Origin of the sequence: Chryseobacterium hagamense (assembly GCF_007991455.1) — a bacterium.
Classification (GTDB): Bacteria; Bacteroidota; Bacteroidia; order Flavobacteriales; family Weeksellaceae; genus Chryseobacterium; species Chryseobacterium hagamense.
This window is the reverse complement of the sequence record NZ_BJYJ01000015.1, coordinates 38,372-61,701: the sequence shown is the minus strand read 5'-3', so window position 1 is coordinate 61,701 and position 23,330 is coordinate 38,372. Positions and strand designations below refer to the sequence as shown.

Genomic DNA, 23,330 nt, shown 5'->3' with positions numbered 1-23,330 from the left:
ATGAAAAAATTTAAAATCCAACAGAGCCCGTTTATCGTCCCGACCACCGACGGAAAGCTCATTGAAGAGCATTGGGGAAATTCTACCGGAACTTCGGAAGTCTCCATTGCCCACATGATTGCCCCGGCGGGATGGAGCGAACCGCACCAGACTCCGGAATTTGATGAATTCACCTACATCATTTCAGGAAAAAAACAGTTTGAGATCGACGGTGAAACCGTAGTGCTGGAAAAGGGCCAGAGCATCAGGATCGAAAAAGGCGCCCGGATCAGGTACAGCAACCCATTTCAGGAAGAATGCGAATACCTTTCCGTCTGCCTCCCTGCCTTCTCCGTAGAATCCGTACACCGCGAAGTGGAAGGCGTAGACTGATGATATAATGTAACAGTGTAACAATTAATTTCTCCGATAATTGCTACACTGTTTTTATTCCAATATTAAGATCATATAATCATCTAATACTTTAACAGGGTAACCATTTGATGATGTAACAGGGTAACAATACAGTTCCTCAGGATTGCTGCATGGCTATACCGTTATATTATTACATTATTAAAAAGCGACATTGTTTCTTTGTTGCAAATTCCGTATGTTCGCAGAAATTTTTAAGATCAGAAAACGTAAACTATGAGAAACAAATTATCAGCAGCCCTTTTATAGGGTGTGACCTTATCTGTGACTTCATGCGCAACCATTATTACCGGAACAAAAGACAAAATCACCTTTAATTCCACTCCGGAAGGTGCTAAAGTAATCCATAAAGGGATCGAAAAATGCACCACGCCATGCACGGCAGAAATTCCAAGATCTTTAAGCAGGCAGATGGTGACTTTCGAAAAAGAAGGTTTCAACAACAAGGAGGTAAAACTTACAAAAACATTCAATCCGGTTACCCTCGTTAATATTTTATTAGGGGGAGTCATCGGTGTAGGAATTGACGCTGCGACCGGTTCCCTCACCAAATATTCTCCAAAGGAGTACAAGGTAGAACTGGAAGCAAAACCATAAAATCTAACCATCTGATAATGTAGCAGTATAACAATGCAGTTCCTCCCTATCGGTACATTGCTATACTGTTTTCATTATTACATTGCTACATTATTTCAGGATTTCCTTCAGAAACATCAGCGTATGGTTCCAGGCTCTTTTCGCCATTACGGGATTATAGTCAGGTGATTTCGGATCGGTAAACGTATGTTTGGAATGTGCATAGGTAATAATCTGCCAGTCGGCATTGCCGTCGTTCATCTCTTTGATCAGGTTGTTGTAATCTTCAGGCGTTACGCTTTGGTCGTCTGCAGGATTCTCCACCAGGATTTTTGTTGAAATGGGTCCGTTGGGCCTCGCCTGGTCCTTTCCGATGCTCCCGTGGATGGAAACCACACCGGCAACCGGCATTTTTCCCCTGGCCGATTCTAGGGCACCCGTTCCCCCGAAGCAATAGCCGATCACGGCAATCCGGTCCGGCATCGCGCCGTTTTTCTTTAGCTGTTCCAGAGCGAGCATGATTCTTTTCTGGTAAGCTTCATAGTTTTTCTTGTAATAGCCGGAAGCTTTTGCCGCGGCGGTATTATCGGCAGGAATATTCCCTTCCCCGTAAATATCAGCCACAAAAGCAACATACCCTTGTTTCTCAAGATCGGCGGCGGCGTTCTTCGCTTCATCGTCAATGCCTTTCCAGGCAGGTAAAACAAGTACGCCGGGAAGCTTCTTTCCGGCGTTGGAGGTGACAAGGCCATTCAGTTTCTGGGTTCCGTCCTGATACGCAACGGGTTTAAGGTTCTGGCTGAATACAGTCGCCGAGGTCAGCAAAGCTGCACCCAATAAGATAGATTTGGTCATAAAATTTAATTTTTTTAGGAGCTTTTTCCCGCTTTCCGTTGCAATCTTTTTTTGCAAAAAAGGATTTCCACTGCAATCGGGGCTAGGCAGTAGTCACCAATACAAAAACCGTGCTCCGGTACGAATTACCGAATATTAATTTTATGATGATAATCTGTTATCCTAAACCTTCTTTGATCCGGACAAAAATTTCAAAACCCTGTAAAAAATTAAACATACCCATCAAGCCCCAATAGCGGGGCGACTTAAAACAGAATAGGGCAAAGCCCTATCATATCATTGCAAGAGTAAACCCGAAATAAAAAAGGTACACCAACCAGGCTAAAAGACATGGCTTATACCGGCCTTAGGGGCAGCCCGATGGCAAAGGTATGGCATGGAATTTCTCTATTCGACACATTCTTTCCAGGAAAGCAGTATTTTTTTCCAGTCTTCTAATGGAATCAGTTTTTTAGCATGACCTTCCTGCCACAATTCAAAATAGGTTGGTGTTATTTCCGCAAACCAATAGCTTCCCAGCCCGCTGCTGTAATCCTGATCTTCTATGTCTGAAAAGCGTCCTGCCAGGGCAAGATTAATATCAGAGACAAAATCATCAATATCATACGGATGCCTGAAAAAGAAGATGTAATTAGCAATGGGGTCTCCGGAAATAATTCCATGAAATCTTTCAGGTGATTTTTGCATGGTCAAGCCATATTTTTCTAATATCTTATGATTCATGATTCTGGAATGTTTCAACGGTTACTCAGGCTTATAAAAGACATATTGCTCATTTTCAAAGTACGCATGAATGTGCTGCAGCCCGTTCGTCAGGACAATCTCTCCCGCACCGATAATCGAGTTATAACGGGCCGTCTGTTCAAAAGTCTTTTCCGTTAATTTGATCTGCGGCGCCTTGCATTCGATTAAAATCTTAGGCTGCGCCTTTTCGGTAACCAGGAGATCGATTCTTTTCGTGAGCCCGTTCAGGACAATCTTTTTTTCGGTAACCAGGGCGGAGACGGAGTAGGATTTTACCGTAAGATAATAATGGACCCAATGCTGCCGGACCCATTCCTCAGGCGTAAGCAAAAGATAGCTTTTGCGGATAAGATCATAAATAAAAAACTTATCTTTGTCTTTTTTGAATTTAAAATCAAAAGTTTCCTGAAAGTTCAGTTTTGGAAGTTCCATTTATAAGATGAAAGAATTAGATGTAATCCTCAAAAATATTAAAAATAAAGAAGTTTTACCGATTTATTTTTTTCACGGAGAAGAATCCTACTTTATCGATCTTGCAGTAAAAGCCCTTGAACACGACTTTTTAACGGAGGACGAAAAAGCCTTTAACCAGACCGTCGTTTACGGCAAAGACACTTCGTATCACGAAATCCTTTCGCTGGCCCGGCAGTTTCCGATGATGGGGGATAAGCAGGTTATTATAATTAAGGAGGCCCAGGACCTGAGAATGGCGGAAAGCGAAAGCAATGCTTTGGAAGCCTATATTCAGAATCCGGTACCGTCCACCGTCCTTGTCTTTGCGCACAAACATAAAAAGCTCGACAGCCGGAAAAAGGTCACCAAATCTCTGGAGAAAGCCGGGATGTTATTTTTAAGCGAATCCATCAGAGAAAATCACCTCCCCAAATGGATCGCCGACGAATGCCTCAGGTCTGGCATTAAAACGGCCCCGAACATTTCCCACCTGCTGGCGGAATATTTAGGAAACGATCTTTCGCGGATCGCCAACGAGCTGAACAAGCTTAAAATTATCCTCAAGCCCGGCGAAGTGCTTGACGGCAAAATCGTAGAGGAGCATATCGGGATCAGCAAAGAGTATAATGTCTTTGAGCTTCAGAAAGCACTGGGAACCAAAAATGCGAATGCAGCTTTTAAGATCGCGCATTTTATGGGCAAGAACCCGAAAAACAATCCGTTTGTCATGATGTTGTCGAGCCTGTACAATTACTTTTCCAACGTCATTATTTACCATACGATGGCCGGCCAGCCTCCGCAGGCAATTGCCTCCCAGATGGGCGTCAATCCGTATTTTATCAAAGATTACGCGGAATCGGCCAGGCTCTATCCGCTGAAACAGGCCACCAGGGTCATCTCCATCCTCCGGGAATTCGATATGAAAGGAAAGGGCCTCGGCGCTGTCAACATGAGCGAAGCGGAACTGATTAAAGAACTGGTCTACAAAATCATCAACGTCGACAAAATCAGGATGAAAGTGTAAGCAGGTGAATCGTAAATGGTCAATCCGCTGCGCTGGTCAATTGGAAGATTGAAAATTCGCTGTTGTTGACAAACTGCCAAAACCTTAACCGCAATTCCCCTCCTCCGGACGGGTTCAAAAATTAAGAAAGAATTTCTGACGGAATGGTTTTTAGAACGTGAGTAGTGAATGGTCAATTCATTTCGTTTGTCAATTTAAACAGTATGAAAATTCATAATTTATCATTCACAATTGACCATACATCTTTTCATCGACATTCAACATATCAGATATTGACAAGTATCATTAAAATAACTTTCAATACCTGTCAAAAATGACGAACTTAGCGGACGTAAATTTTAAAATCTTTTTCAAGAGCAGATTATGGAGCAAAACATTTTAGATTGTGTGATCGTTGGATCCGGACCTTCCGGCTTTACAGCCGCTATTTATGCGGCGAGAGCAGATTTGAAGCCTGAACTGTATACCGGTCTGGAGCCGGGCGGACAATTAACCACCACAACGGAAGTAGACAACTTCCCCGGATATCCGACGGGAATTACAGGTCCTGAAATGATGATGGATCTGCAGAAACAGGCGGAACGTTTCGAAACCAAGGTGCATTACGAGATGATCACCAAAGTCGAATTTTCCAAAGAAGTAGGAGGGATCCATAAATTATATGCCGGAACCAAGGAAATCTTCGCCAGAACCGTGATTATTTCTACCGGAGCTACCGCGAAATACCTGGGTCTTGATGACGAGAAAAAATACAACGGCGGAGGGGTTTCTGCCTGCGCAACCTGTGACGGATTTTTCTACAGAGGAAAAGACGTCGTGGTGGTCGGAGCCGGAGATACGGCAGCAGAAGAGGCGACTTACCTGGCCAAATTGGTGAACAAAGTAACCATGCTGGTAAGAAAAGATGAGTTCCGGGCTTCCAAAGCGATGATCCACCGCGTAAACAATACTCCGAATATCGAAGTGAAGTTCCACCATGAGCTGATCGGGATTGAAGGGGAAAATAACCTCGTGGAAAGAGCAGTGGTCATCAACAACCAGACGCAGGAAGTGTCGAAGATCGATGTGCACGGGATTTTCATCGCCATCGGCCATAAGCCGAACACGGAAATTTTCGTCGGGCAGGTGGATCTGGATGAAAACGGATACATTGCTACCGAAAAAGGCACTGCCAAAACAAACCTGCCGGGGGTTTTCGCAGCAGGCGACGTTCAGGATCACATCTACAGACAGGCGATCACGGCAGCGGGAAGCGGCTGTATGGCAGCCATGGATGCAGAAAAGTATCTGGCCGAACTGCGGTAACCGTACGTTAACAGGATAAAGCTTTAAAAATATAAACGTGTTTCTTACCATAAGGAACACGTTTTCTTTTTAATTTTAAAAGATGATGATGTCTTAAAAATGACATGAATCCAAGTATTTAAGTGGTTTCAGTAATTTATCAAATGAGAAAACAGGAAGATGATCAGGGATTTAAAATAGAGTTGGCACTTCACAGAGTGTAAATGGGATCATTCGATAGTTGAGACTGTTATCGATCGATTGACAAAAGAGACTTCAGGCATCCGGCTTCCCTCTCCCAGCCTTTTGATCCGGAGTATAGATTAAAAATAATATTCCTGATTTTTAGCCGATTATTACGATTTGTTAAAATTTATTTTGAAATTGTTTTGCCAAAATAGAAAAACGTTTTATATTTGCACCACTGAAAACGACGGTACAACCGGAGTTCAGGGAGAAATGGCAGAGTGGTCGATTGCGGCAGTCTTGAAAACTGTTGACTGTAACAGGTCCGGGGGTTCGAATCCCTCTTTCTCCGCCAAAGCTTTAAAAGCCTGCAATTTAAGATTGCAGGCTTTCTTTTTGGTTTTGCTTACTAATTTTTTCTCCCCGACTTTTGTTACTGATCCATTATTACTGATCTAAAAAATGAAACAATCCATCATTCATCTTTCGCTTCTGGTCAGGGACTACGATGAAGCCCTTGCTTTTTACATCCAAAAATTAGGATTTGATCTTGTGGAAGATACCCGTCTTTCTGAAACCAAACGGTGGGTACTGGTCAGGCCTCCCGGTTCATCCGGATGCTGTCTTCTGTTAGCTAAGGCAGCGAATGAGCAACAATTGGCAGCTGTTGGCAATCAAAGTGGGGGGAGGGTGTTCCTGTTCCTTGAAACGGATCACTTTGATCAGTCATATCAGTCCATGCTGGAGAAGGGGATTTTATTTGTCCGTGAGCCGGTTGCTGAATCCTACGGAACCGTGGCCGTGTTTACTGATTTATACGGTAATTTATGGGATCTGATTGAGAGAAAAGGTAATGCCGGTTAAGGATTCAGCATAGCGTTTTAATTCCTGATGGATTCATCAGATTTTTTAAGTGAATTCTTCTCCGGTATTTTTGAGTTTAAAACGTCTGACATCACAATCCTGAAAATCGATTGACCTAAAGGAGGCTCTTGAAGCCACGTAGGATGATCTGTGAAAATCTGTTCAATCTGTGGGAGAAATTATCCTTTGAGATCTTAGCTGAGTGAAACGCCTTTGCGAACTTAAAAACAATTAGTAGTCAAAGAAAACCTTTGCGGACTTTGCGTTAAATAAGCAAACACTAAATTTAACCACAAAAGTCACAAAAGTTTTTTGACACATTAGGCATATAAGATTTTAGATTAAAATATTGCGCATATTTTAGATCACATCAGATTAAAAAATCGAAGATTTTTCAGGGAATGCTATATTTTGAGAAATTCGATGGTTCGGTGGCTGATTTCTATTATCATCTCCTATACCGGGTCAGGAAATACAGGAGGGCAGCTATGGGCATCACAGTTGGCATCCAAAGTCTCACACTGCTTAGGTATACACAGCGGATGTGATCAATCCGGACCATTACCTGCAACAATTGTTTTCATATTTTTTTTGGTAAGCTTTTTTTGATGGTTTTGTCAGGTTTTTCATGAGAGGTTTGTATTGGTTTGTTCGGTATATTCAGCGATTTCCGTTTATCTGAATATATGTAAATATCTCACAGCCTGATCACTTTATTTTAACGTATCCCCATTTTCCGGATTTTTTCATGTACATAAAGCTCGACCTGGCGGTGAATTGAAGGATTTGAAAAAGGAACCGGAAGACCGCTTCAAAATAAAAACCCGTGAAAATACTTAATAAAGTTGGTATGAATCCGCTTATATTTGATTCATCTAAACCAATAACCAAAACCATTATTCCATGACAACAACCCTTCCTGACATCATCGGGATCTTAAAAGAATACCTTCCGCAGGACAACAGGCCTGACATATTGTTTGATTCCCCTTCGACAAACGAAGAATACAACGACAAAAGACAGATATTCAATACCTACTATCAGTTCCGGCCGGCGGCTATGGTGTTCTGTACCAATACCGAACAGGTGTCGGACGTGATGAAATGCATCAGACAGTATAATTATACCGGACCTTTGAGAGTCCGATCCGGCGGTCATGACCATGAGGGGGAGTGTTCGGCAACCGATGCCCTGGTCATAGACCTTTCAAAAATGACCACGGTGGATATTGAAGCAGACCTCAATTATGCAACCATCCAGCCCGGGATCATGTTCATCGACCTGATCAAACAGATGAATGCCAGGAAGGTAGGATTGCCCCACGGTACCTGCTACTCGGTGCGCATTGCGGGATTCACCTTCGGGGGAGGATGGGGACCGTGGACGCGCCAAAAAGGAATGGGATGCGAAAGCCTTGCCGGGGTAACTATTGTGCTGGGCGACGGCTCGTACCGGACGATCATTGACAACAAACTTATTCCTGAATATAAAGGCCGGGCGGTTCCGGATCTCAACGACGAGGACCGACAGATTTTGTGGGCGTTGCGCGGCGGGGGCGGGATGAGCTACGGGATTATTACCGGACTCATTTATAAAACGTTTACCCTGCCTGATTTTACAACTAAATTTACCGTGGCCTGGGAGCAGAAATTCGGCCAGGATATCCCGCCCGCCGTCGATATCCTTCAACGTTGGGAAGAGCTGATCGGGTATAATGAAAACCCTGATTTGCTCGGTACCAATCTTAAAGTAGTGGCTAAATATAAAGATGCAGAAGATACAACGCCTGTAGAGAAGTCGTTGCATGACTGCTATTTCTACGGCTATTATATGGGAAGTAAAAAGGACTTCCACACCCAGCAGGAATTTGAAGCCAGCCTGAAAAATATCATTGAAAGGCAATGGTTTCCGGAGAATGAGTTCGGACAGTACAACGTGAATTTCGAAGACAGCGTCGAGGCCGTCCTTTCCAATAATGTTTCCAACAGTTCCGGTAAGCTTACTGCCGTGCCTGATCCCAACCGCCGGGAGTGGAGCACATTTTCGGCGTGGGACCGGATTGTGAAATGGGATACCGCGCAGAATGAGCATCCGCTTCTGGAAGCATTGTATGATACGGATTTCCTGCCGCCCCATTACCAGGCGATTCCCCCTGAAATCGATAAGCCGGCCCCGCATAAAATTACGTCAAGGCTGGCTACGGTTACCGATGACGGGGAGCTTGCCCTGCATAGGAGAATTCAACTGATCGAAAGTCTGGAGTCAGACCTTTTGGTTACGGAAGGGGAGTATCAGGGAATGAATACCTATTTCACTCTGGGAGCGATCACCGGCGCCTACTACCGGGATTACGATTTTGAGGCCAACCGGTTTCCGCAGGGGAGTTCTTTTGCCTATAAAAAATGTTTTTACACCATCCAGTATCAGGCGTGGTGGGACAACGACGGCGTTGAAAACCCCAAAGTACAGCCTTATGTCAACCGTGCGCTCGACTGGCTGGAGGCCTGCCGGAATTACGACATCCCGGCCACATACGGCGCCTTCATCAGTTTCAAAGACGACAGCATCCCGACCTCCGTATATTTCCAGGAAAGTTATGAACTGCTGAAAAAAATAAAAGAAACCTATAGCCGGGATCCGGACAATCTGCTAAGCAGCAGGAAGACGATTATTTGATGTGAAGTGAAAAGGCTGGAAGATGGAGGCTGGAAGATGGAAAAGGAAGTACTTCAGTTAAGATAGTTCGACCCCTCCATTAACTTTTTCTATACTCCCTTTTAATTGCTGAGAAACGGAGGAATAGCACCTAATACGCAGTTTTACAAGACCTATAAAACAAAATCCTCAACTGAAAAGCTGAGGATTTTATTTTCATAATAAGTAATGTGATTGGTAATAAGTAATAAGCAATTAATATGCCATACATAAATTATTTTCAAAAAATCTGAAATTATTATCTACTGGTCTATTGAAATTGTAGACTTATTGCTTATCTTTGCACCCGATTCTCATGTTTAATTGAGTTTTCATGGTTATTAGTTTTTATCCTCGGCTCCGGCTGGGGATTTTTTTTTTAAATCCTGATTTCTCAATCTATTATTTAGATACCGGTCAACAGGAAATAGCTTCCATGCCAGCAGTAACCTTATCTTCTTGTATTCAACTAGCCTGAGGATCAATGGGAGATCCGGTATTAAAAATAAAATTTAAATCAGACTATCAGTAGCGGAAAAGGCCATGGAAAGGCCTTATGTACGTATAACGTGAATTCGGTTATATCAATATAATATTCAGAGATTTACTGGATTAAAAAAAATAAGGCTATTTTATCCAGGATTAATAAGAACTTCCTCTGACAGAATTACAAAATATTTAGTTCGACTATTAAGACCTGCAGACCTGTTTTTGACAGGAGAAACTGCCAGCATTCAGCTTCCCTCTTCCAGCCTGTCCACTCAGGTCCTTCTTCGGATTCACCTTACGTATAAGGTGTATGGCAAAGTAAGACATTTGTGTCACTTTATGGTATTTGATGAATCGATGGCTGGAAGGTACCTTAAGAATACATAGAAAAAATTAAATCTAATTTAACAATATACTGTTGTTTAATTTACGCACAAAACAATTAATTATTGTATATTTGTAAAGCTAGAGACCGGTAAGGGAGGTTTTTACAATCGTATAGGAGCAAATGATAAATATTTTTAAAAAAAATTATAATGCGTCATGTTTTGTCGCCATGGGGCTATAGCTTTGCCGGAGAATGATCAGGATCATATTAAATCCAAGTAATCATCTTTGGGCGGTGAAATAAAAACACTACTTTTGCAGCAATTAAAAATTAATAATAACATCATACTAAGGACATGAAAAAACTCAACATGAGCGCACTTTTCCTGTGCACAGCGCTGGGCGTGTCTGCCCAGGAATTGGTCTGGCAGAGAGATATTAAATCCTCCACGCAGGATTTCTTAAGTCAGGTCACCACCACCATCGATGGACAATATTTAATTACCGGGAGTTCCATCCACCCTTCGAGAGCCTCAGGGGCCGTACAGCAAAATAACGGTTACGACTATCATTTGGTAAAATTAAACCAGCAGGGAGAACAGGTTTGGGAAAAATACTTCTCCGGGAAAAACCATGATATGCTTAGCGCTACTGTCAATACGCAGGAGGGCGGATTCTTAATGGCCGGAACTTCTTACAGCGGAAAAGGGCTTGATAAGAAGGACGAATCCAAAGGTGGCAGCGATTTTTGGTTGATCCGCCTGAACGAATATGGCGATGAAATCTGGCAGAAAACCATTGGCAGCGTGGCGGATGAAGAAGCCCGGGCGGTGATCCAGACTACGGACTTCGGGTTTTATGTTGCCGGAAATATTCAGAATTCAGATAAAGGTTACGGCTCGAAAGATGTTCTCGTTGTAAGGCTGGACAAAAACGGAAAGGAAATCTCGCAGCTTGTTTTAGGTGGAAAAGGCCTGGATGAAGTGGAGAAGATGATTCCGACTGCTGATGGCGGAGCTTTACTGGGCATCTACTCCAGAAGCGGAGCCGTGACGGGAAGCGGAAATCAAAATACCGGAATGACACAGCAGCCTGCAAATTCATCTTCAGCCGCCAGAAGCTATCAGCCAAAAGCCAGCAGCAACTACGGTGAAGGAGATTATTTGATCGTCAAGCTTTCAAAAGACGGCAAAGTGGAATGGGAAAAGAATTATGGCGGAACGGGCGACGACCATTTAAGGACTCTGGCGATGACATCCACCGGCTACCTGATCGGAGGGGAATCCAGATCGGAAAGATCCGGGAATAAAACGGTGGGTATTGAAGAGGGAACGGACCTCTGGTTAATCTCCGTAAACGAAAGAGGCGAAGAGATCTGGCAGAAATCCTACAATTTCAAGAACCGGGATGTTTTAATGGGGATGAGCGTGTTGCATGCTTCCGATGATAAATCGACCAAAGGGATCCTTCTGGGTGGCTATACGCAAGCAGAGGGGAGGATCGAAACGGATGATGAGAAGTTCTGGATGCTGTACCTGGACCAGAACGGCAATGAGCAGTGGCGAAAGCACGTGAAAGGGGAATCGAGTAAAAGGGAAGAACGGCTTTCGGACATTAAGCTGAACAGAGATGGCTCGATCATCCTGGCCGGAACCAGCGCCGAGGAGCTCGGCAAGGAGAACTGGAAGATCGTAAAGCTTGGAGACAGGCAGATCGACCAGCTGATCGAGAAGCAGGATATTAAGATCTATCCGAACCCGGTAAGTGATTATGCGTATGTGGAGCTTGGGTTCCCTTCGACAGGCTCAGGGACCGGCTTTTCCGCAGAGATTGCGGTGTACGATATGGGCGGAAGACAGCTTCAGAGCATCAAAACAAAAAACAAAGTAACCAAGATCAACACGCAGCCGCTGGTTCAGGGGGCTTACCTGGTATCGGTGAAGACGGAGGCCGGGAAAACGGCGAGTGCTAAACTTATAAAGAAATAAAAACCATGAAGAAATTTTTTACAATAATATTTATCTTAATATATTATTTAGGAAGCTCACAAATTTATCAGGGAACCCAGAATGTATTTCCTTATGCTCCTGAAACAAGCAGTCTTTTAAAATATCAGGAAACGCCTGTTTCTAATTATACAGGAATTCCAAATATTTCCATCCCTATTTACGTCGCTAAGTCGGGAAGTGTGGAAGTTCCTATTACACTTACATATCATGCAGGAGGAGTTTTGGTTTCTGACATAGCAAGTTCCGTAGGATTGGGATGGTCTATCAGCACAGTTGCTCCGATTACAAGAAAGATTAATGGTTATACGGATGAAAACGGGGTCATGAAACATGATGATAATATTGAAAGTTTTTTAAACAGCGGAATTGATGAAAAGGAATTACGGTTAATTTCGGCAAAATATACTTTACATAATATTGCTACATCCGATTTGATGTCAGATGAGTTTAGTTTATCGCTAAATGAATTTTCAGGAAGCTTTTTTTACAATCCTAAAAATAAAAAAATTGTTACATATCCAATGTCTGATATTAAAATCGATTACTATACAAAAGTATTTGATAATTATTTAAGTAGAATTGATACAGTTAACGTAACGACTACCTCGGGATTAAAGTATACATTCGGAGGAGATGGCAAAGAAATTCTAGGGGGAAACGGATCTATGTCTTCTAGTAATATATATGGGGTCAATGCATGGAAAATAAAGAAAATAAAAGGTCTGGATAATAATGAAATTAACTTTTCATATATCCTCAATCATATGTTCCGAACAGAGCTGGCTCCACAAACAAAAGAAATACAGTATTTTGTAACTTCATACACTACTGGTTGCAATAATCCACTGCCTGCTCCGGCACCACCTCCAGTAAGTCCAGAGTTTGATGTAACATACTCTATCCAAGAAGCATTATTAGATAAAATAGAAACCAATGACGCTTTGATTACTTTTATTTATTCTAATAGACTTGATTTTAATAATCTTAAAAAACTGGACAAAATTATTATTAAAGATAAAGCTGGAAGTATTATTTCGGAGAAAAGATTTAATTATGGATATTTTGAGAATACTATAGAAGCTTCAGGAGCAAATGATCCGTCCGAAGATCCCACTAAAAGATTAAAATTAATTTCTTATCAGGAATGTGGAAGAGATAATAAGTGTATTACCACATCATTTGAATATTATGAAGATTACCAGATGAAACAAAGGCTTTCTTTTTCTACAGATCATTGGGGATACTATAACGGAGCGAATAATAATAATGCCTTTCCGAATGTTCCGGTATTGTATTTCGATACTTTTTTAAATAAAGCTGTCTGGGGTTTTACGGAGAATGCTCCTGGTGCTGGAAGCATGTATGGAATAGCAAATAAAGGAGTAAATCATCTTCTTATAAATACAAATTCTTTAAAATCGGTAACATATCCTGAAGGAGGTAAAAATGAGTTCATTTATGAACCGAATACCGCCAGTACCCTACTTTACGAGCCTAAGAATGAGCATTATTTTTTAGCAAAGAAAAAAACTCTTCAGAAGAATGACTTTTTTTTCGTAAGCGCTACTGCAATGGGTGAAACTCTCACACATTCAATTGCACCGACTGAAAGTGACAGCTATTACAAAACTTTTGTAAAGGAAATAGATCTAGCCGGTGATAAAGCACTTACTTTGAAAATGACCCTTTCTTCAACTTTCCGCGCATCCACGTTCTCGAACTCACTGAATGATAATTATCTTAATGCAGAATATAGTATTTTCTATTATGAAAATGGAGTAAAAAAATATTTGGTTAACAGCGGTTCATTGTCAGGACCTAATGAATTTACATTAAAATACAGTCATCTTAATTCCCCCGCTGCTTCTTTACAAAAAGTTTATCTTGAGATTAAGCATATTTATTGGGGAGGCTTAAACTCGACTAGTAATTTATCTAATTATATCTATGCCTATTCACAAATTGCTTTAAACTGGGAAGAACAGGATCCTGATTACATAGAACCGGTTATTCCAGCCGGTGGGATCCGTATTAAAGAAATTAAAAGATATGATAATACCGGACAATATAAATATTCTTCCAAATACTCTTATATAAAAAATGGGAACAGCCAACTCTCAAGCGGGGTACTATTTGATATTCCTATGTATACAAGAAATATCAGAAATGGTTATGTTAGATCATATAAATGTCCTTCCTCATTCGGTAGTGGTGAATCCGGTAATAGAAAAGTTATTGAGGATCTGACTGAATTATCAATGAGGCCTGTTATCGCCGGTATGCGCACTCAAGGGCGCACAATCGGTTATACAAATGTAGAAGTAATTAAAACTGATAATAGCAATAATATTAAAGGAAAGGAAATCTTTGAATATTATGTAGAGCCTCCTCTACAGACAGGGGATAATTTCTTGGCTACTACTGAAGCAACATCAGCCAGATATGAGTTTATGGAAGCCAGGGACTGGAGAAATGGCGAATTATTAAAATATACGGCCCTTAACAATACAAACGATACGATACGAACTACAAAAAGAGAATTCTATTTATTAGGGGCTCCTAACATAAGCACTACTTATTATAGCGAAAGAAATGTTAAAATGCTATTTGCAAATCTGATCTCTCCTATCGATTATCTGCCTGGAGGAAAAACTTTAAGAAATATTTATGGGGGTGCTATATTAATGTCTCCGGATGTGGAAGCACGCGGTATATTTCCTAATTATATAGGTATGAATTCTACTTTTAGCCCAGGCCCATTTCCTGTTTTCATAAAACATAATGATGCATTTTTATTACAGAAAGAGATCGCAACGGATTATTTTGGAAGTAAGAAAAGATCCAGAGCAACAGAGTATTTCTATAATGATTCGGCTTATCCTATAAGGTTAACTTCTAAAAAGGAGTCTTTTATAGGAGAAAACGTAGATCAGAATATTTCCTATAAGTATGCTAACCAAACCGGCAACCAGCTTTTGATCGCTAAAAACATGACCGGCATTCCTCTGGAAACCACTACGACGCAGACCAAAGACGGGGTCACCAAAACCCTGGGCAGATCGGAAACCCTTTATCCGACGGCCCTTCCCACGGCACAGGCCGGAACCCTGGTCCTGCCATTGTCATCGGTTTCATATGATGTTTTAAACAATGCTCCCTCCACCGAAGTGAGCTACGACAAATACGACGATAAGGGCAATCTTCTTCAGTACACGGGCAAAGACGGCATCCCGGTCGCTATTGTCTGGGGATACAACAAAACCCAGCCGATTGCCAGGGTGGAAGGGATGGCTTACGACCAGCTGATCTCAGCCGTTTCCGTTTCAGGGATCGTCACGGCCTCGGACAATGACGCGGCGGACCCGACTAAGGAAGGCCTTTTGCTGGATGCCCTGAACAGCTTTAGGAAAGAGCAGGCCCTTTCCGGGAAACTGATCTCCACCTATACCTATGACCCCCTGATCGGGGTAACGAGCATCACGCCTCCATCGGGAGTGCGGCAGGTATACACCTATGATGCGGCAGGCAGGCTGAAAGAAGGAAAGGTGAGAGGCAAAAACAGCAGCGGGAACTATACCGATAAAAAGGTTTCTGAAAACAACTACAACTATAAACCATAACACAAACATGAGAACCTACATTTTACAAAAATACAGCCTGGCCACGCTGTTGTCTGCCTTCTACCTTTTGGCTTCAGGACTCTCCTTTGCGCAGTCATCGAATGAAAATTACGTGCAGAGCAAAACCTGCCTGAACGAGGACTGCAGCAAAAAATCGGAGACCATCACCTATTTCGACGGACTGGGAAGGCCTAAGCAGATCGTGAGCGTGAAGTCTACCCCCACGGGCAAGGACCTGGTGACGGCCGTGACCTATGACGGGTTCGGAAGACCGGTCAAAGACATCCTTCCGGTTCCGGCCCCGACCCAAAACTCCTCGATCCATCCCGGGATTACCGATGAATCGGCAGCCAACAGCTATTACGGGGTTTCCAATGCCTACTCGGAAAAGCAGCTGGAAAACTCCCCGCTGGACCGGCTGCTCCAGCAGGCCGCCCCGGGGGAAGCCTGGAAAATGAGCTCCGGGAAAACGCAGAAGTTTTCTTATGACGCCAATCTGGGAAACGAGGTGAAGAAATTCGGGACCACGACCACGGCCAGTACGGTAAACAACGTTTCCACCGCGGTTTCCTCTTTATGGGTAGCCTCCGCCAATTCAGGATTCTACCCGGCATCGGCGCTGTATAAAAACACGGTCACCGATGAAGACGGGAACCCGGTTACGGAGTTTAAAAACGGCCAGGGCCAGACGGTCCTGATCCGGAGGAACGACGGCTCACAGAACGTGGATACCTACTACGTCTACAACGAATACAACCAGCTGGCCTTTGTGCTCTCTCCGAAAGCGGTTAAACAAATTGAGCTGAATAACAACGTGATCACCGATGAGATCTTAAACGAGCTCTGCTATCAGTATAAATATGATGGAAGAAACAGAGAAGTGGAGAAAAAGATCCCGGGCAAGGACTGGGAATTCATGGTCTATGACAAACAGGACCGGCTGGTGCTCTCCCAGGACGGGAAGCTGCGGACTTCAGACAATACTTTTTCAGGCCGCGGCTGGCTGTTCACCAAGTACGACGAACTGGGAAGGGTGGCCTATACCGGGTTTTACCCCAATACGGATTCCAGGACCCAGGTGCAGGGCCAGCTGAATACCCTGACCGCCTCTTCCCCGAATACCGAAACGCGCATCACCAATCCGATCGTTTTAAGCGGGACCAACCTGTATTACCGGAACCTGGCGTTCCCTTCCTCGGGCATTACGCTTCTAACGGTCAGCTATTACGATACCTATCCCTCCGAGGCGCCTGCGGTCCCGGCCACGGTACTGGGCCAGCCCACGATGTCCCAGACCCTTGGAGGCAGCGATGATGCCTCCACAAAAGGAATGGCAACAGCTTCCTACGTAAAAAACATTGAGGACAACAACTGGACGAAAGCCTACCCTTATTACGATTCGACGGGAAGACAGATCGCTGTCAAAACCACCAACCACTTAGGCGGTTACACCAACACCGAAACCGAGCTGGATTTTGCGGGGGTAACTAAGCTTTCCAAAACCTACCATAAAAGGCTCAGTGCGGATACGGAAAAAGTGATTACCGAAACCTTTGCCTACGACAGCCAGAACCGTCTTCTGGTCCATAAGCACCAGGTAGACAATAACCCGGAAGAGATCCTGGCGCAGAATACCTACAACGACCTTTCCCAGCTTACTAACAAAAAAGTAGGCGGCACGGTAGCTTCCAGTCCGCTTCAGAGCATCGATTACCTGTACAACATCCGGGGATGGATGACCAAAATCAATGATCCTTCGAATCTTAATGGGAAGCTCTTTGGATATGAGATAAAGTATAACAATCCTGAAAACGCAGGTGCTGTTCCGGGCAGGTTCAATGGGAACATCGCTGAGATAGACTGGAATAATGCTGAAGAGAATCTTTTGAAAAGATATAATTATGAGTATGATCCTCTTAACCGTTTAAAAAATGCTTTCTACAAAGAACCTACTACGGGAGTAGATACCAGTTTTGATGAATACCTGAGCTATGATGTAAACGGGAACATCATGAACCTCAAAAGATATGCGCCCCAGGTATCATCCCCGACTGCCACCAAAGTGGATGACCTGGACTATCAGTATACCGGGAACCGTTTGACCCGGATTATAGAAAATGCACTGAACAATACCGGTTATGAAGGAGGGAATAATCTGATCGATTATGATATAAACGGCAGTATGGTCAATATGAAGGACAAGGGAATCCAGTGGATCGGCTACAATTATTTAAGCCTTCCGGATCAGTTCGGAATCACCCAGAAAGATCCTTTCGGGACCGATACGAATTTTAATCTGAGCTACCTGTACCGCGCGGATGGGATCAAGGTGCGTAAAACCTACAGTACCGGCGGCGGAAGAGGACAGGCTACTTCATATAAACATACCGATTACCTGGACGGTTTCCAGTACAGTTTTTCAGAAACGGTACAGCCGTGTCTATGGTGCCGCACGAGCGTGGCCTATGAGGAGCAGGCCTTCAGGGAACCTGTATTTCCGGGTACGCTGAACCCGGCATGGATCCTGGATTTTGTAAATACTTCGGAAGGGGTTTACAGTTTCACGGAAAACCGTTATATTTACCAGTATGTGGACCACCTTGGAAACGTGAGGGTAAACTATGCAAAAGACAGCCAGGGGAATCTGGAGCTCACCAATACCAACAATTATTATGCATTTGGGATGAATCATATCGGAGGGGTGAAAAGTATGCTCGGAGGATACAAAAATTATAAGTACAACGGTAAGGAGATTCAGGAATCCGGGATGTATGATTATGGAGCCAGGTTTTACATGGCAGATGTTGGTAGATGGGGCGTGGTGGATCCTTTGGCGGAAATATACAGAAGATGGTCACCGTACAATTATGCGGTTAATAATCCTATTCGTTTTATCGATCCGGATGGAAGAGGTGTCACTGACGTTATAATTACAGGGGATTTAAAAGATAAAGCTTTTAAACAGCTACAATCTAAAACAACTAATCTTGATTTAAAAATAGATAAAAATGGCAAAGTTACAGGCTCTGTCAAAGAAGGAGCAACTGCAACAAAAGCTGAACAAAAACTTTTAGAAGCAACTAACGATAAGAGTGTTATAGTAAATTTAGAAGCAACAAGCGCAAATCAAACTGCCGATGGAAATTATATTGTAAGTGGTGCTTACGGAGGCAATAAAGTTGTTGAAGGTGAAAATGGCGAAACAATTACAGAAGGTTATCAAATTTTAAATCCGCATCAGGCAGAAAAAGTTGATAAAGCAGAAAAATCGCCGCAAGGTTCTGCAGCTCTACATGAAATTTTAGAGAGCTATATTTCTGCATCTGAAACACCTGGATCAAGTAAAGAAAATAAACAAAGCTATTTAAATGCTCATAATAAAGCCAGTGCATTAGATCCTGATAGAATTAGAAATGGAATGCCAGGTAGAGACATTAAGAAAAATCGTGATGGATCAATAACAGAAAAAATATATCTTGATATAAACGGTAAAAAATATCATCTTTATGAAAATAAAATATCTAAATAAATTAATATTTATAAATTTAATTTTTAATGTATTATCGTCTTGTTTTGCACAAAATAAGTCTAATATTCCTCTGGATAATATAATATTCAATAAGATTATAAAAACATCAAATTTTTATATTTTAGAAATAAAAGGAGAACAGAAAAGTTTTTTAATTTCTGAAAAAAAAGGAAAAGATTATATTAAATGTAATGCTTTAAAAACAGGTATCCCCTATAATTTAAAATTAAAAAGATATACTTTAAATGATGCTATTATAAGTAGTGACTATGATAATACTTTTATTTCTTTTGATAATCAAATAATATGGAAAGGAAGTATTAATCAGCAACCAATATTGTATACATCTGATCAGATAGTTAATAATTGTATACAGTAATTAATCCCATTGCTTATCTTGTTAAGATGAATTTCATAATCTTCGAAGTTGTAGCAGAAAAAAATTACGATCCGTTTAGGATGAAACATATGGACTAGCAGGAAATTCTTTATATCAAGTACAAGTATAATGGAAAAGAGTTGCAAGAGATAGGAATGTATGACTATGGGGCCAGGTTTTATATGGCGGATATCGGGAGATGGGGCGTGCACGATCCATTAAGTGAATTACAATTCACATATAGCCCTTATTCTTATGCTTTTAATAATCCAATCTATTTTACAGACCCAACAGGAATGATTGGAGAACCTGGAGAACCTAAATTAGATCCGAACGCCAAAGGTGGAGATAATAATCCTCATCAAATACAAGAAGTTATAATAAAAGGACATAAAAAATCTCAATCTGCATTTTCTAATATTGATGTAAATAAGTTAGCAACTATAATGACCCCTATGAGACCGGCAACTTTTGAAGAGTCTGCAATGATTAATACCAGATATGGAAAGTGTGGGCATAACGATATTGGCTGTGATTTTACTCGTTTATGGAAACAAATTAAAGATGTCCCAAGTGATTTAGCTGAATCACTGGAAAATTTAAAGTCTATTGGAGAAAGTGAGGATAAAGAAGAAATAGTTATTGCAACAGCCATTTTATTAGTTAATCTAAGAAAAGGAAAGATTGGGAATATGGCGAAAATGGGTAATCTTGGAGGAAAATTCTTGAAATTAGCAAAATTACTTAAATTAAATATAAATAGTCCTACTACTATAAGTATACTAGAAAATGTAGATAACACAGTACAGGAATTTATATCAACTCATAGAAAAGGTAGTATAAAAGCTGTTTTCCCTGCAGAATATTTAGATAGTACGGTAAAAGAAGCTTTACAAAGTGGTAATACAACTGTCCGAAAATTATTAACAGATAGTAGATTTTTAAAATAATGGAGAATAAAAATACTGAAATAAACGAACTACTTGTAAGACTAAAACAAGAATTACTGCAAGACTATAAAATCGTTGATTTTTGGGAAGCAGATACTACAGCAATAGGTATTCAAATAGGAACTGCTTTGATCTACATATCGACTTTTAATTATGATAAAACCCATAAATACAATATTATTATTGAAAAATATGACACAGGAGAAATAATTGAAAAAGAGAAAGAAAGTACATACAACGAACTAGTTGAAATTATTCAAAAAATACAAGAATAACACCCGACCCGATCTCGCGGATTTATAAACCCGATGACGCGGATTTATAATCCGTGAGCAACAATAAAGAACCCACCGCAAAGCGGTGGGTTTTATGTTTTATAGTAAAGCAAAACTTACTTATAAGCTTTTCTTGCATTAAAATCCCTTATGGTAAGATCAAGAAACCTTGTTACCAGAGCTTTGTCTTCTTCGCTCATCTCCTGTATGGCCCCTGCTGGCGCGAGCGTCTCGCTCGTGCCGGTTAATAAAATAAGACTCACCGCAATTGCGATGGGTCTTATTTTATTAAATTTAATGGAAATATAGATTGCTGCTAAAAACCACCAACCACTTAGGCGGTTACACCAACACGGAAACGGAGCTTGATTTTGCGGGGGTAGCCCAGAGAACCAATACCTACCATTTAAGAAGGCAGGGCGAGATCGGGGTAACGCTTCAGGAAAGATTTGTGTATGATTCCGGGAACAGGCTTCTGCAGCATTACCACCAGGTAGACAATAACCCGGAGGAATTACTGGCGGATAATACCTACAATGAGCTTTCCCAGCTTTCCAATAAAAAGGTAGGTTCTGCTTTAGGATTACCGCCGCTGCAAAGCATCGATTACACCTACAATATCCGGGGCTGGCTGACGGGGATCAACCGGGATCAGATGTCGGTTCCTGATCTGGGCGGGAAGCTGTTTTCTTACAAAATCAAGTATACTGAAAAAGAAGGCATCAGCAACCCCAACCAAACGCAGTTCCCGGGCAGGGAGGTCACGGCAAAATACAACGGCAACATTGCTGAAGTGGACTGGCGAAGCGTGGAGAATATCGGGAATAATCCTTCCGTTACCCCAAAAAGGTACGGCTATGCATATGACAGGCTGAACAGGCTGACGGCAGGTTTCTACCAGACTCCGAATAACCCGAATGTGGGAGAAAACACGGAATCTTTGGAATATGACCTGAACGGAAACATCACCAGCCTCTTCAGGACTTCGGTTTTAGAATATGGCAGCACCACACCGACAAAGATCGACGATCTTCAGTACATCTATTCAGCCCAGAATAAGGGCAATAAGCTCATTACGATCAATGACCATTCTTTCAATCCCACCGGCTATGAAGGCGGGGGCATGGAGATCAGGTATGATGTGAACGGGAATATGACCGAAATGCCGGATAAGGGGATCAATAAGATTGATTACAATTATCTGAATCTTCCGGATAAGATAAACTACAGCAGAGGGGGAACTGAATCGGCAATCATTACGACCAGATACAGCGCAGATGGTATAAAGCTTCAGAAAGAAAATAATACCACTATTTATGGTTTTAACGGCTCCACCACGACCACAAAGATTACGGATTACCTGGACGGGTTCCAGTACCTCATGACCTTGACCCCACCGCCTCCGGGTGGTTTCGAATCCCTGATAATGGCCAGCTCAGAAACGGGAAGGGCTTTGGAAAGACAGGCCTACTCATTTGACGGCAGCTCCTCATCGGAACGTAACCCGGTCATCACAAAAAACCCGAACCTTCAGTTTTTCGCTACGGCAGAAGGGTTTTACGATTATGTAAAAAATCAGTACATTTACCAGTATAAAGACCACCTGGGAAATGTGAGGATCAGTTTTGGAAGAGACAGCTCAGGTAATCTGGAACTCGTAGATGCAAATGATTATTATCCGTTTGGAATGAACCATCTGAAGAGTGGAAATTCGTTCTTCGGAGTGAGTTCGTATAAGAACTACAAGTACAACGGCAAGGAATTGCAGGAAACGGGAATGTATGACTATGGGGCGAGGATGTATATGGCAGATATTGGTAGATGGGATGTGGTGGATCCTGCCGCTGAATTGGGAAGAAGATTTTCTCCTTACAATTATGCATTTGATAATCCAATCATGTTTGTTGATCCTGATGGGATGTGGCCTTGGCCAACTTGGAGTCAAGTTAAAAACTTTGCAAGTGGATATGCCAAAGGAGCTTGGTCAACAGCGGGAAGTATGGTGAAAGGAGCTGCTACAAGTACTTATACAGGTATTACCGGAGGAGTACGAGAAGCAGGAAAAGTTTATAATGCCTATCAAAAAGGAGGTGTATCTGCTGCTGTAAATCAATATGGAAAATCTCTTTATGAAACAAGCGGAGCTAAAGCGATTGTTCAAACAGCAAAAGGTGTGGCAAAAGGAGATGCGGAATCTATAGGATCTGCAACTGTAATGGTAGCTGCCGCAGTTGTTACACGTACAGCAGCTGGAGGAATCAAAGCAGGAAAAGCGGCAATTGTTACTGAAACAACTATGAATGAATTAACAACCACTGTTAAGAATACAGCAGCAGATTTAAAAGCTTCAGGGAAAGCCCCTGCTATGGTTGTTGGAGCAGAGCTAAATGGCCAAACTGCAGTTGCTTCAAGTGGCCCACCTCCTTCGGTTGTAGCTCCACAATTAGAGCCAGTTGTAAGTAATTTAGGGGGTATAGGAACAAGAACCGAGGCAGGTAATGTTTTAGGTTGCTGTGCAGAGTTTCAAGCTGGAAATAAATTGCTATTAGATAATCCACAGGCAACTCCCTCGCAGGTTAATTTTACTGAGGCTATAAGACCTAGAACAGGACAAACAGTTCCAATGTGTGATAACTGTAAAGCAACTTTTGGAAAATAATT

16 protein-coding genes and 1 tRNA gene are annotated in these 23,330 nt (G+C 42.1%); 14 read left to right on the top strand and 3 right to left on the bottom strand.

Annotated elements, in window-relative coordinates:
* Positions 1 to 372 (top strand): cupin domain-containing protein, encoded by a 372-nt coding sequence (locus tag CHA01nite_RS13485; protein ID WP_146942216.1) that lies wholly within the window; start codon positions 1 to 3, stop codon positions 370 to 372.
* Between the two features lie 303 nt (positions 373 to 675).
* Entirely contained in the window at positions 676 to 1,008 is a 333-nt protein-coding gene (locus CHA01nite_RS13480) for a PEGA domain-containing protein (protein WP_170234733.1), read from the top strand.
* 90 nt (positions 1,009 to 1,098) lie between these two features.
* On the opposite strand, the gene CHA01nite_RS13475 is transcribed toward CHA01nite_RS13480, so the two are convergent.
* The 3 genes from CHA01nite_RS13475 to CHA01nite_RS13465 form a co-directional block, all read right to left on the bottom strand.
* Positions 1,099 to 1,842, bottom strand: a complete 744-nt coding sequence (locus CHA01nite_RS13475) for a dienelactone hydrolase family protein (RefSeq protein ID WP_146942212.1) — start codon at positions 1,840 to 1,842, stop codon at positions 1,099 to 1,101.
* Positions 1,843 to 2,229: 387 nt separating this feature from the next.
* Entirely contained in the window at positions 2,230 to 2,529 is a 300-nt protein-coding gene (locus tag CHA01nite_RS13470; RefSeq protein ID WP_146942210.1) for a hypothetical protein, read from the bottom strand.
* A 57-nt stretch (positions 2,530 to 2,586) separates the two neighbouring features.
* Positions 2,587 to 3,018 carry a type I restriction enzyme HsdR N-terminal domain-containing protein gene (locus tag CHA01nite_RS13465; protein WP_146942208.1) on the bottom strand — a complete coding sequence of 144 codons (432 nt, stop codon included), beginning with the start codon at positions 3,016 to 3,018 and terminating at the stop codon, positions 2,587 to 2,589.
* Between the two features lie 7 nt (positions 3,019 to 3,025).
* On the opposite strand from CHA01nite_RS13465, the gene holA reads away from it, so the two are divergent.
* From holA to CHA01nite_RS13405, 12 genes are all read left to right on the top strand, one after another.
* Positions 3,026 to 4,063, top strand: coding sequence for a DNA polymerase III subunit delta (gene holA / locus CHA01nite_RS13460; RefSeq protein ID WP_146942206.1), 1,038 nt, complete (start codon positions 3,026 to 3,028; stop codon positions 4,061 to 4,063).
* A 363-nt stretch (positions 4,064 to 4,426) separates the two neighbouring features.
* Positions 4,427 to 5,368: a thioredoxin-disulfide reductase gene (gene trxB / locus CHA01nite_RS13455; RefSeq protein WP_146942204.1), complete on the top strand. Its 942-nt coding sequence runs from the start codon at positions 4,427 to 4,429 to the stop codon at positions 5,366 to 5,368.
* Between the two features lie 432 nt (positions 5,369 to 5,800).
* Positions 5,801 to 5,888, top strand: a tRNA-Ser gene (locus CHA01nite_RS13450).
* Between the two features lie 107 nt (positions 5,889 to 5,995).
* The gene (locus CHA01nite_RS13445) at positions 5,996 to 6,397 is read left to right on the top strand and encodes a VOC family protein (protein ID WP_146942202.1); all 402 of its coding nucleotides are present in this window, start codon (positions 5,996 to 5,998) and stop codon (positions 6,395 to 6,397) included.
* Positions 6,398 to 7,300: 903 nt separating this feature from the next.
* Complete coding sequence (locus CHA01nite_RS13440; RefSeq protein ID WP_146942200.1) at positions 7,301 to 9,073, top strand: FAD-binding oxidoreductase; 1,773 nt, start codon at positions 7,301 to 7,303, stop codon at positions 9,071 to 9,073.
* A 1,190-nt stretch (positions 9,074 to 10,263) separates the two neighbouring features.
* Positions 10,264 to 11,895 carry a T9SS type A sorting domain-containing protein gene (locus tag CHA01nite_RS13435; RefSeq protein ID WP_146942198.1) on the top strand — a complete coding sequence of 544 codons (1,632 nt, stop codon included), beginning with the start codon at positions 10,264 to 10,266 and terminating at the stop codon, positions 11,893 to 11,895.
* 5 nt (positions 11,896 to 11,900) lie between these two features.
* Positions 11,901 to 15,536: a hypothetical protein gene (locus CHA01nite_RS13430; RefSeq protein ID WP_146942196.1), complete on the top strand. Its 3,636-nt coding sequence runs from the start codon at positions 11,901 to 11,903 to the stop codon at positions 15,534 to 15,536.
* Positions 15,537 to 15,543: 7 nt separating this feature from the next.
* The gene (locus CHA01nite_RS13425) at positions 15,544 to 19,065 is read left to right on the top strand and encodes a DUF6443 domain-containing protein (RefSeq protein ID WP_146942194.1); all 3,522 of its coding nucleotides are present in this window, start codon (positions 15,544 to 15,546) and stop codon (positions 19,063 to 19,065) included.
* Positions 19,043 to 19,444, top strand: a complete 402-nt coding sequence (locus CHA01nite_RS13420; RefSeq protein WP_146942192.1) for a hypothetical protein — start codon at positions 19,043 to 19,045, stop codon at positions 19,442 to 19,444. The genes CHA01nite_RS13425 and CHA01nite_RS13420 overlap by 23 nt, the downstream gene beginning before the upstream one ends.
* A 104-nt stretch (positions 19,445 to 19,548) precedes the next feature.
* The gene (locus CHA01nite_RS13415) at positions 19,549 to 20,394 is read left to right on the top strand and encodes an RHS repeat domain-containing protein (protein ID WP_307725993.1); all 846 of its coding nucleotides are present in this window, start codon (positions 19,549 to 19,551) and stop codon (positions 20,392 to 20,394) included.
* Positions 20,394 to 20,669: a hypothetical protein gene (locus CHA01nite_RS13410; protein WP_076396802.1), complete on the top strand. Its 276-nt coding sequence runs from the start codon at positions 20,394 to 20,396 to the stop codon at positions 20,667 to 20,669. Before CHA01nite_RS13415 ends, CHA01nite_RS13410 begins: the two co-directional genes overlap by 1 nt.
* Before the next feature lie 310 nt (positions 20,670 to 20,979).
* Positions 20,980 to 23,328, top strand: coding sequence for an RHS repeat domain-containing protein (locus CHA01nite_RS13405; protein WP_146942190.1), 2,349 nt, complete (start codon positions 20,980 to 20,982; stop codon positions 23,326 to 23,328).
* Positions 23,329 to 23,330 lie beyond the last annotated feature (2 nt).

Bases quoted from the DNA above. Each gene is read 5' to 3' on its own strand.
- CHA01nite_RS13475 (WP_146942212.1), bottom strand. From the start codon at position 1,842: ATGACCAAATCTATCTTATTGGGTGCAGCTTTGCTGACCTCGGCGACT.
- CHA01nite_RS13440 (WP_146942200.1), top strand. From the start codon at position 7,301: ATGACAACAACCCTTCCTGACATCATCGGGATCTTAAAAGAATACCTT.
- CHA01nite_RS13445 (WP_146942202.1), top strand. From the start codon at position 5,996: ATGAAACAATCCATCATTCATCTTTCGCTTCTGGTCAGGGACTACGAT.
- CHA01nite_RS13435 (WP_146942198.1), top strand. From the start codon at position 10,264: ATGAAAAAACTCAACATGAGCGCACTTTTCCTGTGCACAGCGCTGGGC.
- CHA01nite_RS13425 (WP_146942194.1), top strand. From the start codon at position 15,544: ATGAGAACCTACATTTTACAAAAATACAGCCTGGCCACGCTGTTGTCT.
- CHA01nite_RS13485 (WP_146942216.1), top strand. From the start codon at position 1: ATGAAAAAATTTAAAATCCAACAGAGCCCGTTTATCGTCCCGACCACC.
- CHA01nite_RS13470 (WP_146942210.1), bottom strand. From the start codon at position 2,529: ATGCAAAAATCACCTGAAAGATTTCATGGAATTATTTCCGGAGACCCC.
- CHA01nite_RS13430 (WP_146942196.1), top strand. From the start codon at position 11,901: ATGAAGAAATTTTTTACAATAATATTTATCTTAATATATTATTTAGGA.
- holA (WP_146942206.1), top strand. From the start codon at position 3,026: ATGAAAGAATTAGATGTAATCCTCAAAAATATTAAAAATAAAGAAGTT.
- CHA01nite_RS13410 (WP_076396802.1), top strand. From the start codon at position 20,394: ATGGAGAATAAAAATACTGAAATAAACGAACTACTTGTAAGACTAAAA.
- CHA01nite_RS13465 (WP_146942208.1), bottom strand. From the start codon at position 3,018: ATGGAACTTCCAAAACTGAACTTTCAGGAAACTTTTGATTTTAAATTC.
- trxB (WP_146942204.1), top strand. From the start codon at position 4,427: ATGGAGCAAAACATTTTAGATTGTGTGATCGTTGGATCCGGACCTTCC.
- CHA01nite_RS13420 (WP_146942192.1), top strand. From the start codon at position 19,043: ATGAAAATAAAATATCTAAATAAATTAATATTTATAAATTTAATTTTT.